Annotated in this window: 9 protein-coding genes and 3 rRNA genes; 7 read left to right on the top strand and 5 right to left on the bottom strand. The window is 53.3% G+C overall.

What is annotated here, in order from left to right:
* Nucleotides 1-100 precede the first annotated feature (100 nt).
* The 3 genes from JMI88_RS17370 to JMI88_RS17360 are packed head-to-tail and all read right to left on the bottom strand — an operon-like array spanning nt 101 to nt 2,614.
* Nucleotides 101-1,192, bottom strand: a complete 1,092-nt coding sequence (locus JMI88_RS17370) for a ferric reductase-like transmembrane domain-containing protein (protein WP_201363191.1) — start codon at nt 1,190-1,192, stop codon at nt 101-103.
* Nucleotides 1,186-2,187: an FAD:protein FMN transferase gene (locus tag JMI88_RS17365; protein ID WP_201363190.1), complete on the bottom strand. Its 1,002-nt coding sequence runs from the start codon at nt 2,185-2,187 to the stop codon at nt 1,186-1,188. The genes JMI88_RS17370 and JMI88_RS17365 overlap by 7 nt, the downstream gene beginning before the upstream one ends.
* Complete coding sequence (locus JMI88_RS17360) at nt 2,132-2,614, bottom strand: hypothetical protein (RefSeq protein ID WP_201363189.1); 483 nt, start codon at nt 2,612-2,614, stop codon at nt 2,132-2,134. The genes JMI88_RS17365 and JMI88_RS17360 overlap by 56 nt, the downstream gene beginning before the upstream one ends.
* A 141-nt stretch (nt 2,615-2,755) precedes the next feature.
* On the opposite strand from JMI88_RS17360, the gene JMI88_RS17355 reads away from it, so the two are divergent.
* The 3 genes from JMI88_RS17355 to JMI88_RS17345 all read left to right on the top strand — a co-directional run bounded on the left by JMI88_RS17355 (nt 2,756) and on the right by JMI88_RS17345 (nt 4,158).
* On the top strand, nt 2,756-3,052 hold the full coding sequence (locus tag JMI88_RS17355) for an antibiotic biosynthesis monooxygenase family protein (RefSeq protein WP_201363188.1): 297 nt from the start codon (nt 2,756-2,758) through the stop codon (nt 3,050-3,052).
* A 101-nt stretch (nt 3,053-3,153) separates the two neighbouring features.
* Nucleotides 3,154-3,270, top strand: a 5S ribosomal RNA gene (gene rrf, locus JMI88_RS17350).
* A gap of 75 nt (nt 3,271-3,345) precedes the next feature.
* Nucleotides 3,346-4,158, top strand: coding sequence for a tetratricopeptide repeat protein (locus JMI88_RS17345; RefSeq protein ID WP_201363187.1), 813 nt, complete (start codon nt 3,346-3,348; stop codon nt 4,156-4,158).
* 199 nt (nt 4,159-4,357) lie between these two features.
* Here JMI88_RS17345 and JMI88_RS17340 read toward each other — a convergent pair.
* Nucleotides 4,358-7,321, bottom strand: a 23S ribosomal RNA gene (locus JMI88_RS17340).
* Between the two features lie 416 nt (nt 7,322-7,737).
* A 16S ribosomal RNA gene (locus tag JMI88_RS17335) occupies nt 7,738-9,223 on the bottom strand.
* A gap of 99 nt (nt 9,224-9,322) precedes the next feature.
* Between JMI88_RS17335 and JMI88_RS17330 the strand changes: the two genes are divergently transcribed.
* The 4 genes from JMI88_RS17330 to JMI88_RS17315 all read left to right on the top strand — a co-directional run bounded on the left by JMI88_RS17330 (nt 9,323) and on the right by JMI88_RS17315 (nt 15,212).
* Nucleotides 9,323-9,946: a hypothetical protein gene (locus JMI88_RS17330; protein WP_201363186.1), complete on the top strand. Its 624-nt coding sequence runs from the start codon at nt 9,323-9,325 to the stop codon at nt 9,944-9,946.
* Between the two features lie 153 nt (nt 9,947-10,099).
* Nucleotides 10,100-12,880, top strand: a complete 2,781-nt coding sequence (locus JMI88_RS17325; RefSeq protein ID WP_201363185.1) for a winged helix-turn-helix domain-containing protein — start codon at nt 10,100-10,102, stop codon at nt 12,878-12,880.
* 195 nt (nt 12,881-13,075) lie between these two features.
* Nucleotides 13,076-14,716, top strand: coding sequence for an FAD-dependent monooxygenase (locus tag JMI88_RS17320; protein WP_201363184.1), 1,641 nt, complete (start codon nt 13,076-13,078; stop codon nt 14,714-14,716).
* 46 nt (nt 14,717-14,762) lie between these two features.
* Nucleotides 14,763-15,212, top strand: a complete 450-nt coding sequence (locus tag JMI88_RS17315) for an SRPBCC family protein (protein WP_201363183.1) — start codon at nt 14,763-14,765, stop codon at nt 15,210-15,212.
* Nucleotides 15,213-15,219 lie beyond the last annotated feature (7 nt).

Raw genomic sequence — 15,219 nt, 5'->3', positions numbered from 1 at the left:
GAGAGAATGTTCGGCCCAGGAGACATAACCACAAGGGGCATCGCCCCAAAAAACCTCTACCAGTAAGGCGTGGGCCCCTCACGCCGAACGAGATTGTAAGCTAAAGGCTGCCGTTAGTGGAGGAGTCGGCTCCGCTGCCGCCGGTTATTGTGCCACTGACCTGACCACTATTGCTTACTTGTAGCTTCAGTTGTACCTGGAGCTGGCTACTGTTATCAGTTGTGCTAGTCAGGGCAGCGGTCATATTCCACTGGTCAGAGGCATCAAATTGCGTCAAGGAGCCTGTATAGAGAGGCTGCCCGGCATTATTTAACAGAACGACAGACGAAGAGGTAATCGACAGCGTGTTATCATTAGCCACTTGTCCTCGCAACCACACCTGTACGTTGCCGGCAGGCCCATTAGAGATGGCCATATTCAAACGTATAGAGACGTCTCCATTAAAGCGAGAGCTACTCTGCGTCATCTGTCCCTGAAGGTTGCCGGTAAAGGACTGCGGGAAGACGGTCTGCGTCGCGGCCGTTGTTGTACTGCTCTGAGTGGCAGCTGAGGCCGCCCAGCCCGGCTGCAGGGGTCCCAGCACAGCCCAGAAGGTGCCAGCGGCAACCAGAATCACTGTTGCCAGGGCCAGAACGGGATGTGAGCGGCTCTGAGGTGCTCCGGTAGGGCGTACCAGGCGAGTCAGCAACAAGCCACCAATTAGCAACACGCTAAAGGCATAAATAGCACTACCCCACCAGGTCCGGGTATCGGTGCCTGAGGCAATCCCATGTACAACGACAGCGGCATAAAGTAACAATGTCAGGACATGCAAACGTCTCCACCAGACATAGCCGATAAGAGGGCGTAGCAGGGTGCTTAAACCGATGGCCAGGCCGATATAGAGTCCAACAATCCCCAGCGCCATCCAGACGGGACGGTAATGGCTGGCCAGGGGAATCAACATCTCGTTCCACCCGAACTTGGTAAATGGATCGAGCCAGACGGCCAGCACATGTACACCGGTAAAGATGAGCGCCAGCAACGTGACAAAGTTGTGCAATTCGTTATTGATCAGGCGTAGCCAACGATTGGACTGCAGGTGTGAAGACAGAGCCAGGCCCAGCGCCACCGCTAGCGTTAATAGAAAAAACGCGGTAAAGCCACCCGCACGCGCAACATTCCAGGTAACCGTCTCCCATATACTTAACATTGCTGCACCTCACTCTTATTCACTTCCTGCGGCCAGGGACCAACGGTTAGCACAGAGCCATCTTGCATAATCAAGAGGGCCGCCAGGCCATGCTGACGTAGAAATGCGCTACCCTGCTTAATTCCCAGCAGAAAAGCCACCTTAGCGGCGACCTCTGCCTGCTTACATTGGGCTGCTGCAACAGTCACCGACCAGAGTTGCGTCCTGGCGGGCAAGCCAGTGCCCGGATCCAGCAAATGGTGTCGCAACTCAGTCCCCTGGCGCCAATGGCGACGACCTATACCAGAGGTAGCCAGGGCACCATGATGGAAAGGCACCACCCAGGTACGCGTTTTGCCCTGGATCTCAATAGGCCACTGCTGCAGTCCGGGAGGCATACCCGACACGGCCAAGTCGCCGCCTGCATTCACCAGGGCGGTCTCGATTTTCTCGCTCCTCAGGGCTTCCAGGGCGGCATCTACCGCCATACCCTTGGCGATACCACCAAACTCTACCCTGGTGCCAGCAGGCATATGCACCAGGCGCAAAGATGGCTGCAGTTGAATGGCACGCCAGCGTCCACCTGGCTCAATCGCAGCTGTCGACGCAGCTGACTGTGGGGGTACCTCCTCAAAGGTACGATCATAACCTAGCTGCATGAGCTGGTTGAGCAAGGTAGGATCATAGATGCCATTGGTGGAACGGGCCGCCTCCAGCGCGCTGCTCAGCACCGTAAAAAGCAATTTACTTACCAGAACCGGCTTGCCCGCTAACCGATTCAGTTGTGATAACTCGCTGTCTGGCAAAAAACGACTCAGCGTCTGCTCCCAATGCTCAAACAGAGTACGAATAATTTCTGCTCCCAGCGTAAATTGAGCCTCTGGCAAGAGAAAAGAAACCTGCGTGCCCATCGCATGAAACTGTGAGCGCCTCATGCCCGATGGCAAAACATAATCAGGCTCAGGAAGCATGTGAACCGGAAATGGCAGGTTGTTGTGTCGAATTATCGTTTCCAAAGCCATAACCTCCTTGACCTTGATTATTATTGTTATTAAAGAAGCCACCATTATCGGATGGCGTGGTAATATTGGTATTGTTACTATTGCTAGCGGGGGTCTGCTGCTTGGTATTCGCACTCACAGCATTGGTCACTACCAGTCCGCTCAGGACACCAAAGGCCACCAGCGAGCCAGCCACCAATCCGCGTTTCCATTTTCGTATCAGCGCCAGCGCCTCAGCCTTTGGCATACGCGGGGATCGTCCGGGCATCTTCTCAGAAGGAGCAGTCCTCGCAGGTGGCGGTAATGCCTGTGGCGGATTCTGCTGATATAAGGTATTATATTCGGTAGCAGGTACAGCATCTACGTATGGTCCGTACTGCTCATACGGCTGATAAGGCAGAGCAGACTGTCCCTCAAGCGTATTTTCATCAAAGAATGACATATTTTTATCTCCAGGCATTAAAACCACTAGAACCACTCACTTCTTCGTCGATAGTAATAACTATAAAGTGATATTCTGAAATAGCCATGAAATATTTTTAAGAAGGTTGTAAAGTTTTTCTGAAGATTGTGAAGGAGATAGATGATGTTTATTGCAACCAATCGCCTGGAACTACCAGTCGAACAACAGGCGAAAATGATCGAGGCGTTCCGTCGATCGGCACCTGCCTTACGGCAATTTGAAGGATTTCAAAGCTTTGAAATCCTGGTGAGCGAGGATCAGAGCCATATGCTGGCTATTTCACATTGGGCAAATAGAGCCGCCTACGAAGCTTATATCAATAGTGACACCTTCCGTAAGCACCATGGCGGGGCCAGCAGCGAGCAGATGCAGCCCCATGCCAACATAACCTACTACACCGGCGAGGTGCTAAGCTAACAATAGAGAGAGAATTTCAAAACTGATCGTCAAAAGTGTTGACAAAAGCGCAAAGACATTGTAATATAGCAAGTGTCAAGAACACCTGTATGTGCAGGTGAGCTGGTGACTGTAGAGAAGAGGGCACACCCGTTCCCATCCCGAACACGGAAGTTAAGCTCTTCATCCCCGATGATACTGCGTGGGCAACTGCGTGGGAAAATAGGAAGTCGCCGTCTCACCCGCCCACACGGGTGTTTTTTGTTATGGTATGATATCATATTATGATAAAGAACAGGGATGGATAGGTAGAGATGGCCAAAAAAACACAACATCACAAGAAAAACTATTCCTCTCAAGCACCAACCGAATCGTTACGGGTGCTTAAATTACTCAATCAACTTCAATTTGATCTGGTTGAGGGACAGTTTGATAGAGCCCTCGAAATCAGTGAAATGTTAATTAACTATCTCCCCAAAACATCACCCCATCTTCCAGAGGTCCTTCTAAATCGGGGCACCGCCATGATGGCGCTGGAAGAGTACGAACGAGCATATGAAACGCTCAGTCAGGCAGCCAGACTGGCACCTAAAGATGGTTTCCTGGTTCTTATGTACGCTCGATCCTGCATGTATGCAATGCAATCGGGCGAGGCCTTAGTAGCGCTTGAACAAGCAATTAAGGCAGATGAAAGTTTACTGCAAAACAAGGCGGTAAAGGACACTACAAAGCTGATCAGGAGAGGCGCGGAAGATAGTTTGAGAAGAAGAGGAAAAGGTTTTACTCTTGAACAACTTATTGCGCAAGAAAAACTTGAATATGCCGGTTTACGATTGATGGATGAGCAGAAATGGGAAGAGGCGGAAGCAGTATTCCGCCAGGTAATAGCCATCAGCGATTGCCTTCCACAACCACATAATAATCTGGCTTCCTGCTTGATTATACAAAAAAGATTTGTAGAGGCAGAAAAAGAGTTGGTCACCTCATTAAAAATGGAGCCACGCAATCCGGTGGCAGTCCACAATATGCCTTTGGTGAGAGATGCAATCAAGACTGGCAAGATACCTGAATTAGGTGGAGGCTATCACCCACTTAAAACAAAATTACCAAAATCATTTAATCCTTGAGATAAGTAATAGATCTCCTCAACAAAATTCAGCATGTGAACAAAAAAAGACCTTACTCAGCATGAGTAAAGCCTATCTGTGTGCATTGGTCGCACAGTACAACTGGAAATAGTATTCCCTCAATTTTGCCGAGCGCACTGCCATCCAAAGCGTGAAGCAGAGGGCTCGCATTCTTGAGCCACGATGAAGATACAATGGATGAAACAAGCCGTACGATCATTAGGGCGACTTCGCTCCGCCTGTTACCAGGTGTCCACGTGTCGTCTATCCACCAGGTCGTCTTCCTGGGATCTTGATCACACGCATGTGATGGGAGAACTCGTCTTGGGTGCGGCTTCGCGCTTAGATGCTTTCAGCGCTTATCCCTTCTCGACATAGCTATCCAGCTCTGGCCCGGGCAGGCCAACTGGCACACCAGCGGTCGAGCCATCTCGGTCCTCTCGTACTGGAGATGACGCCCCTCAATTCTCCTTCGCCCACGACGGATAGAGACCGAACTGTCTCGCGACGTTCTGAACCCAGCTCGCGTGCCGCTTTCATGGGCGAACAGCCCAACCCTTGGGACCTACTCCAGCCCCAGGATGCGACGAGCCGACATCGAGGTGCCAAACCTTGCCGTCGATGTGAACTCTTGGGCAAGATAAGCCTGTTATCCCCGGGGTAGCTTTTATCCGTTGAGCCACACTCCTTCCACTCGGGAATGTGGGATCACTAAGCCCGACTTTCGTCCCTGCTCGACCTGTCCGTCTTGCAGTCAAGCTCCCTTGTGCCTTTACACTCTCATGGGTGATGTCCATCCACCCTGAGGGAACCTTTGGGCGCCTCCGTTACTCTTTGGGAGGCGACCGCCCCAGTCAAACTACCCGCCTGATCCTGTCCACGTCCCGGCTCACGGTGACGTGTGAGAAACAAAACACACCGAGAGTGGTATTTCACTGCTGTCTCCCCTACCCCCACAAGGATAGGTTCTCCGACTCCCACCTATGCTACGCACGCTCTGCCTCGTTTCCGGGTCAAGGTGTAGTAAAGCTCCACGGGGTCTTTTTGTCCTGTCGTGGGTAACCCGTATCTTCACGGGTACTTCAATTTCGCCGAGTCCTCTGTCGAGACAGTGCTCAACTCGTTACTCCTTTCGTGCGGGTCGGAACTTACCCGACAAGGAATTTCGCTACCTTAGGACCGTTATAGTTACGGCCGCCGTTCACCGGGGCTTAGATTCGCGGCTACGTGCACCGCTCCTCGTAACCTTCCGGCACTGGGCAGGAGTCAGCCCCTATACTTCCGCTTGCGCGTTCGCAGAGACCTGTGTTTTTGGTAAACAGTCGGTTGAGCCAATTTCTTGCAACCCCCTCACCCCCAGGTAAACCTGAAAGCTACTAGGGCACCCCTTCTTCCGAAGGTACGGGGTCAATTTGCCGAGTTCCTTAACAGAGGGTCGCTCGATCACCTGGGGAGTGTTCCCCCTGCCTACCTGTGTCGGTGTGCGGTACGGGCGGAGACAACTCTGGCGAGAGGCTTTTCTTGGCGGCCTAGGGGCCGATGACTTCCGCGGACTTGTCGTCCGCTCGCTGCACGTGTCATGCACAGGAAACCGGGATTTGCCTCGGCTTCGCACTTCAGCGCACAGACCCATCCTGTCCAATCGATGGGCTCACCTTCCTTACCGCGTCCCCCCATTGCTCGTAACGAGCATCTCCGGTGCAGGAATCTCTGACCTGCTTTCCATCGCCTACGACGATGACGTCCTCGGCTTAGGACCCGACTCACCCTGGGACGATTGACGGTGCCCAGGAACCCTCAGGCATTCGGTGTGTCTGGTTATCACAGACATGACGCTACTCATTCCGGCATTCTCACTTCTGTTCGCTCCACCAGTCCTCACGGTCTGGCTTCTCTGCCCAACAGAACGCTCCCCTACCAATCCACCTTGCGATGGATTCCATGGCTTCGGTACCATACTTGAGCCTCGATACGTTGTCGGTGCCACGACACTCGACCAGTGAGCTATTACGCACTCTTTAAATGGTGGCTGCTTCTAAGCCAACATCCTGGCTGTTTGGGCGTTGTGACCCCCTTTGACACTAAGCATGGATTTGGAGACCTTAGCCGATGGTCTGGGCTGTTTCCCTTTTGACGACGAAGCTTAGCCCCCGCCGTCTCACTTGCATGCATGCTGTCCTGGCATTCGCAGTTTGCTTGGGTTTGGTAACCTGCACGAGGCCCCTAGCCCATTCAGAGCTCTACCTCCAGGATAGTACAACATACAGCTGTACCTCAATACATTTCGGGGAGAACCAGCTATCTCCGTGTTCGATTGGAATTTCTCCCCTATCCACAAGTCATCCCCCAGTTTTGCAACACTGGTGGGTGCGAGCCTCGACGGACTGTCACATCCGCTTCACTCTGCTCATGGATAGCTCACACGGTTTCGGGTCGCATCGCCGCAACATCCGCCCTCTTCAGACTCGGTTGCCCTGGGGCTCCCCAGCTTTAGCGCTGGTTAACCAGGCTACGACGATGCACTCGCCGGATCATTCTACAAAAGGCACGCCATCAGCCCTTAGTAGCTCGTGCTACAGTGGCCTCTGACTGCTGGTGAGTACGTGGTTTCAGGGTCTCTTTCATCCCCCTCTCGGGGTGCTTTTCACCTTTCCCTCACGGTACTTGTTCGCTATCGGTCGCTAAAGATGTGTAGCCTTGGAGGGTGGTCCCCCCAGCTTCCCACAAGATTGCACGTGTCTCGTGGTACTCAGGATCCTGACCCACACCAATAAACCGTCCTCTACGAGACTCTCACTCGCTCTGGTCACGCTTTCCAACGTGTTCAAGTAGTTCATCGGTGTTTGCTGTCAGTCCTACAACCCCAATCGTCCCGAAGGATGATTGGTTTGGGCTCTTCCCGGTTCGCTCGCCACTACTACGGGAATCTCGGTTGATTTCTGTTCGTCGAGTTACTGAGATGTTTCAGTTCACCCACTGCCCCCCGTCACTGCCTATGTGTTCAGCAGGCGGTCTCCAGACATCACTCTGGAGGAGTTGCCTCATTCGGATTCTCGGGGTTCATCGCTTGTATGCAGCTCCCCCCGAACGTTTCGCCGGTCTCCGCGTCCTTCTTCGGTCTTTAGCGCCAAGGCATCCACCTCGTACTCTGTGTAGCTTGTTCTCTTCGTTCAGATCTACATCATGTCTCTGAATGCTTTGACTTGTTCTAAATCGAACAAATCGATCCTCTGCTTCAACTCTGGCTGGCATATCAATCGCTCAGCAAAATTGAAGGAATACTATCTTCAGTTGTTCAGGTGCACTGTTGTGGCTGCCGCCACACGCGTCGCCGCCTGCGGCGGCTCGCAGAAGAGGGAGAGAAGATCGTGGGGGCCACCCCCACACCCCCGGCAGGGGGACAACCGTCCCCTTGCACCCCCTGGTGCGCCATACGTGTTGCGGGTACTGTACCCCAACAGCTCAAGAGTGGAAACCAGCTTCGCTTCTGGCAACACAGCGACCGTGTCCTGTTCGACCTGGAAGTGGAACAACCTCGTGTGTTTATGGCTTCCATAAACGGTTGTTCAAGCTCCCTAGAAAGGAGGTGATCCAGCCGCACCTTCCGGTACGGCTACCTTGTTACGACTTCACCCCAATCACTGACCCCACCCTCGACGCTTGCCTCCCCGAAGGGTTAGCCCAGCGGCTTCAGGTGTTGCCAACTTTCGTGGTGTGACGGGCGGTGTGTACAAGACCCGGGAACGTATTCACCGTAGTGTGCTGACCTACGGTTACTAGCAACTCCAACTTCATGGAGGCGGGTTGCAGCCTCCAATCTGAACTGAGGCCAGGTTTGACGAGATTAGCTCCCCCTCGCGGGTTGGCCACTCTTTGTCCTGACCATTGTAGCGTGTGTGTCGCCCAAGGCGTAAGGGCCGTGCTGACTTGACGTCATCCCCGCCTTCCTCCATTTTGAAATGGCAGTTTCGTTAGAGAAGTTCAACTAACGACAGGGGTTGCGCTCGTTGCGGGACTTAACCCAACATCTCACGACACGAGCTGACGACAGCCATGCAGCACCTGTGAACCCGCTCCGAAGAGACAGCCCGTTACGGCTGGTGCAGGTCCATGTCAAGCCTTGGTAAGGTTCTTCGCGTTGCATCGAATTAAACCACACGCTCCGCTGCTTGTGCGGGTCCCCGTCAATTCCTTTGAGTTTTAATCTTGCGACCGTACTCCCCAGGCGGACCACTTACTGTGTTAACTACGACACTGAAGGGGTCGATACCCCCAACGTCTAGTGGTCATCGTTTACGGCTAGGACTACCAGGGTATCTAATCCTGTTCGCTCCCCTAGCTTTCGCACCTGAGCGTCAGGTGCTTCCCAGGACACTGCCTTCGCCATTGGTGTTCCTCCGGATATCTACGCATTTCACCACTCCACCCGGAATTCCGTGTCCCTCTGAAGCCCTCAAGTCAAACAGTTTCCATCGTCCTTCGTCAGTTGAGCCGACGACTGTCACCACAGACTTATCTGACCGCCTGCGTGCGCTTTACGCCCAGTAACTCCGGACAACGCTCGCCTCCTACGTATTACCGCGGCTGCTGGCACGTAGTTAGCCGAGGCTGATTCCTCTGGTACCGTCCGTTCTCGTCCCAGAGAAAAGCAGTTTACAACCCGAAGGCCGTCATCCTGCACGCGGCGTTGCTCGTTCAGGGTTGCCCCCATTGACGAAAATTCCTCACTGCTGCCCCCCGTAGGAGTCTGGGCCGTTCTCAATCCCAGTGTGGCTGATCGTCCTCTCAGACCAGCTATCGATCGTCGCCTTGGTAGGCCATTACCCCACCAACCAACTAATCGAGCGCAGGCTCATCTCCGGGCGCCGTTTCCGGCTTTGCTCTTCGTGTGGAAGAGCCTATGCGGTATTGTCGGCGATTTCTCGCCGGTATTCCTCACCCAGAGGCAGATAACCCACGTGTTGCTCACCCGTCCGCCACTCCCTTATTGCTAAGGGCGTTCGACTTGCATGTGTTAGGCACGCCGCCAGCGTTTATCCTGAGCCAGGATCAAACTCGCCATCCAATTGTATAGATGAATCGTCACTCAACAAGCGACGCTCAATTGCATGTGCGTTGCGATCATGGCCAAGTTACATTAACATTGGCTTGTTTCGCAGATTATATGGTCACCATCGCAGGAGAACTGCGCTGGGACCGAATTGACAGGAACTGGTTACTTGTATTGTTTGTTCCAGTTGCTGTTCTGCTTTCCACTCTTCAGTTGTCAAGGTACCTGGCTGATAAAACCGTTGTTTCACCAGTGGACAAGCGTTTGTTCTTTTTTCGTTCGCTTGTCTCGTGTGCTGTAGTATCGCATATCCATTGTGCTTTGTCAAGCGGTTTTCCGACCACTTTTTGCTCAGCTCCGAAAATTCGTTTTTCTCGTCTGTATGCCTGGCAAGCCAGCGTAAACGCCTCAAAAAGGGCAGACGTTCCCACTGATACAACAATTGTTGAGACAGTGATTGAGATATATGCTATCTCGGAGGAGCCACCTTATCGTGGCACAATCGGAGCGAAAGGGACAGGAGCACTCACTCTAATAAAGATGCGGGTGATTGTCTTGTTTCGACAGCTCAACGATTATGCCATAGCTCCATTCGCTTTGTCAAGCACTTTTCATACTTATTTTAACTCGACCACAAAATTCGTATACCATTTTCTCCATAAAAAAAACAACGCTCCGGATCAATCCTTCTTTTATGGGAAAGTAAAGGATAAATTTGTTTGTCAAACACTTGACTGAGAAACAAAAAAGAGGCTTTGAACATTTGAAAAATAGAACAGAATATTAACATTTGAGCGTATCTCAGGTATACTTGCTCATGAAAAATAAGGAAATATGCATGCTTGATATCGATGATGTTGCCAGAGACTTGCCGAAAAAGGACAGATTTAGATGCCTGAGCCAGATTTGTTGGTGACCAAGTTCACCATTCCACCCGTTCGTCCTATACTGCTGCACCGCATGCACCTGTTCACCGTCCTTGATCAGAATCGCTTGTTTCCTTTGATGTTGCTCTCGGCGCCCGCGGGCTTTGGCAAAACGACGCTGCTCTCGGCCTGGGCCAGCCAGAATAGCGGCCAGGTCGCCTGGCTCACGCTTGGTGAACAGGATAACGACCCGACGCGATTCTGGGCTTATGTAATTGCTGCGTTCAGGCACAGTGGATCTCTCATTGGAGAGGCAACCCTGGCAATGCTCTACTCGCCACAGCCTTCCCTGCTAACTGGCGCTTTAACTGCCCTTATCAACGAACTGGCAACATTGGCACAGGACACCACTCTGATCCTCGATGATTATCATCTGATTCGAGAGCATGCGATTCATGAGTCGTTGCAGTTCTTGCTTGAGAATCTTCCTCCCCACCTGCATCTACTGCTGGCCAGTCGCAGCGACCCCCAGTTGCCCCTGCCACGTCTGCGGGCGCGAGGTCAGGTAGTCGAGATCCGTGAGGCTGATCTACGCTTGAGCGACGAAGAGGCAACGCAGTTTATGATCCAGGTCATGGGCCTGGCACTCTCGGAGGAGCAGGTTGGTCAATTGAAAACGCGCACAGAAGGATGGATCGCCGGTCTCCAACTGGCGGCCCTCTCTCTACGCAGGCACAGTGATGTCTCAAACTTCCTCCAAACATTTACCGGCAGCCACCGCTTTATTCTGGATTATGTACAGGAGGAGATTCTGGCAACTTTGCCAGAGTCACAACAACGCTTTCTGCTGTATACGTCGGTGCTTGACCAGATGAATGCGGAGGTGTGCCAGGTTCTGACCGGAGATCCAGCCAGTCAGCAGATGCTGGAGTCGTTGGAGCGAGCCAACCTTTTTCTGATTCCTCTCGACGAGGAGCGGCGCTGGTATCGATTCCAGACGCTCTTCCGCGAGGTGCTGCAAGCCCGCTTGCAGATAACGGAGCCCGAGCAAATAGGACGCCTGCATCGGGAGGCGGCGCTCTGGTATCAGCGCCAGGAATGGCCTCACGAAGCCATCCCTCACGCGCTGGCAACACAGGACTTCTTGTTCGTAGCGGAATTGCTAGAGGATTGCATCGAGCGCTTGTATCTACAAGGAGAGCTAAAAACGCTGCTAACCTGGATCAAGCTGCTTCCGCGAGAGGTTTTGCGCATGCATCCTCGCCTTACCACTAGCTACATCCTGGCCTTCAATATGCTGTTCCCTTTCTCTCATCAGCAGCAAGAAGAAAAGGCGTATCTTCAACAACTCCAGAAGGACGTTGAGCTGTTGTTGCAAAGCGAAGATCAGGCAGTCTTTCCTTCCATCGAGCGGGACCGCTTACACGATCGCATCATGGTTCTCAAGGCATGGAACCTGGTAGCCGGGGCTCTCTCTGATGGTGATGCCGCGCAATTGAACAGCGTCGCGGAGCTACTGCAACGCTTGCCTCTGGATGACGACATCATGTGGCAGCAGCATAGGTTGGCACCGTTCGCCATAGCCTGGCGCATGGCGGGAGATTTCCCTCGCATGGTGGCTACCATTCAGAAAATCAGGAGGATGGACTGGCTAACGCAGAACCGCTATCTAGAGGTCCAGTACCTCTGGGGCCTGATCGCCGCGCTGATTGCCCTTGGGCAGTTGAGGCAGGCTAATGAATACTGCCAGGAGCTCCAACAGTTAGTCACCAGCCTGAGAGTTCCGGCTCCGCTGGCGGCGTATCCCGATCTCTTCCAGGCTCAGTTTGCCTATGCATGGAACCAGCTTGATATCGCCAAAGCTGCTGCGCAAAAAGCGATCGATAGGACGGCTGCTTTACAATATATGGATATTCTCATGGGCGCTTATGAGGTACTCGCGCGTTGCTATATAGCTCAGGGAGATTTGACTGGAGCTAAACAAACCATACGCAAGATGGAGCAAGTTAACCAATCTGCTGGTATCCCACTTTTTCGTCCGTGGATTGAAAGTCTCTGGGCCCAACTCTGGCTGGCCCAGGGCCATCTGGGGTGGGTGGTAGACTGGGCAGAGCACACCACCTATCATCAGGAGGCTCTCTCTTACAGTCGCGAAAGCGCCTACCTGGCGCTGGCGCGCGTCTATCTGGCGCAGCAACAGTATCCATTGGCCCTGCAGTGGCTTGCCTCGCTGCTGCACGGCGCCGAACAGGTTGCGCGAGAAGGAAGCGTGATCGCCATCCTGGCGCTGCAGGTAGCCACGTTGCAGTCCGCGGATGATACACCAGCAGCGCTTCACGTTCTCCATAGGCTACTCACCTTAACGCAACCCGAAGGATGCATACGCGTCTTCCTCGATGCTGGAACACCAATGAGACAGGCACTCCAGGCATTACTCACAGCTTCAGACGTCCAGCCAAATGGCTCTCTCGTTCCCCCAGCGCTTGCCGCTCATGCCCACAGCGTGCTCACGGCCTTTGCAAGCGATCAACAGCAGCAAAAGACGCCAGTCACCACCCCTTCAATATCCAAAACGTCATCAATCCCTGCTTCCCGAACTGCGCAACAGCTCCCCGAGCCACTCACCGCACGTGAGATGGAGGTCCTGCATCTACTTGCCGAAGGAGCATCCAACCAGGAGATCGCTCGACAGCTGGTGATCTCGCTCGCCACTGCCAAGAAACACGTCGCCAGTATTCGCAGCAAATTAGATGCTGAGAATAGGACACAGGCCATCGCACATGCACGTGCACTCTCGTTACTCTAGCTCACGCTAGCTCATCTCTCGCCCACTATGTCTGAGATGGTATCCTTTTTGCTACCATCTCTTCTTATCGCGCTCTCCTCTCGAAAGTATCCTCATGGTATCCCTTTGGTGACTGTGCTCAGGCTGTCCGAAGTGTAACATTCTTCATAACAGATACAGATGACATAAAACAAAAAAATACCATGAGGAGCAATAATGAATACATCATCTCATCATCTTGATAACGCTGAAGTTACGCCGGTGCTGATTGTGGGAGGTGGCCTGGTCGGCCTGTCTACATCTCTCTTCCTTTCCAGGCACGGTATTTCCTCGCTGCTGGTTGAGCGCCATCCAGGCACTGCCATTCATCCGCGCGCCATTGGCTTCACGCCGCCCACAATGGAGATGTTCCGTTTTGCCGGGATCGAGGAAGCCATACAGGAGATCGAACCTCCTATCCCTGAGGGTAACAATGTCCCATTGTTGGAAAGCCTGGTGGGCCAGGAGTTTGATTGCCTACAGGAAGATATCGACTCCTTGTTCAACGACCCTAGCAGTCCTGCGCGTGGTAGTGCCATTGCGCAGGATATGCTGGAACCTGTGCTGCGGGCGCAGGCAGAGCGGCTCGGTGGAGATCTGCGCTTTGGGACCGAGCTGGTAGCATTCAAACAAGACGTGGAGGGCATCACCGCCACCATTCGTGAGCACAAAAGCCAGAACACATGTATGGTTCGCGCTCGATTTCTAGTGGTGGCTGATGGCAGTCAGAGCGAGACCCGCAAGCAACTTGGTATTGGTCAACATGGAATAGGAAGCATGGGAACGTTCATCAGCATGATCTTTGAGGCTGACCTGATGGAGCTGTTCCGTAAGCGGCACGCCATCATGTGCTTCCTTAGTAACGACACCATCACAGTTGGGTCGTTCGTCCCGTATCCAGGCTCTTCGTTGCGACCAGATCTCTTTCGACTGGATGTGGGCTATGATGCTGACGAAGAGACGCTTGCTGACTATACAGAGGAGCGCTGTATCCAATTGATCCGAGCAGCAGCAGGCATACCTGATCTGCCGGTGCGGATCAAAACCACGCTCAGTTGGGAAATGAACGCGCTGGTGGCCGATCGCTTCCAGCAGGAACGAGCCTTCCTGGTTGGGGATGCCGCGCGCACACAGCCTCCCAGCGGTGGCCTGGGAGGCAATACCGGCATCGCCGAGGCGTACAACCTGGCCTGGAAGCTGGCCGCGGTCCTGCGTGGAGAGGCGGGGGAGGCTCTGCTCACCACATACGACATAGAGCGGCGCCCGGTAGCTGACTATACATCCGAGCAAGTGGCATTACTTTCTCAGCAGCGCCAGAACGAAGGCTCAGATGGGATCACCGTAGATATCAGGGTAATCAATCGGGGCTATCGCTACCGCGTGGGGGCATTTGTGCATGAAACAGGTGATGAGCAGCTTCCCCTTGCCCAGTATCCGCATCTATGGCAGGGACAACCAGGCACCCACGCTGCCCATCTCATGCTCAAACACAGAGGCAAACCTGTTTCCACGCTGGACCTGATCGCTTCCCATTTTGTCCTGTTCGCTGGTCCAAATGGACAGCACTGGAAAGAAGCGGCTCAAAACGCTAAAGACGTCCTGCATATTCCCCTGGACAGCTATCAGATCGGCACCGAGGCAGGGGATCTTATCGATACTGAGAACTGGTTCTGTGATGCGTATGGCATCACGCCGACTGGCGCGGTGCTCGTTCGCCCCGATGGCTTCATCGGCTGGAGGAGCAAGGGCGCAGAGGAGAGCAAGCAAGAAGCTCAGCGGGCCTTAATCGGGGCCCTCTCCAGCCTCCTTTTTCGCTAAACAAAAACATTAATGAACTAGATAAAAGAAATAAAGGAACATAAAAATGGCAACTTTCGAATATAGCGACACTTTTGACTATCCACAGACTTCCGTTTTTGCGCTTCTCACCAATCTGGAAGCCCGGCCCGACTGGATAAAAGGCATCCTTGAGGTTCGTGTCAGCCCTCCTGGGCCAGCTCATCCAGGAACCAGCTACTTCGAAGCGGGCAAGTTCTCCGGATTCAAGAGCGAGAAAACAATGAGCGTCACCGAGTTTGAACCAGATCATCTGCTGACCATAGCCACCGCAGACTCTGCCAGTAGTCCGTTCCGCGAGAGCTACCGGATCGAGCCGCTCTCCGCAGGAACCTGCCGCGTCCACTTCACGGTTGAGGTAGAAAACGTTCCCAAAGTGGCGGAGTTCTTCATGAGGCAAGAAATGAAGAAAACACAGCCACAGAACGCCGAACGCCTCAAATCCTTGCTGGCAAGCCGGACACAACAGACCAGCTGATCATCCG

This window comes from Dictyobacter formicarum, from assembly GCF_016587435.1.
This window is presented reverse-complemented; position numbering and strand designations above follow the sequence as displayed.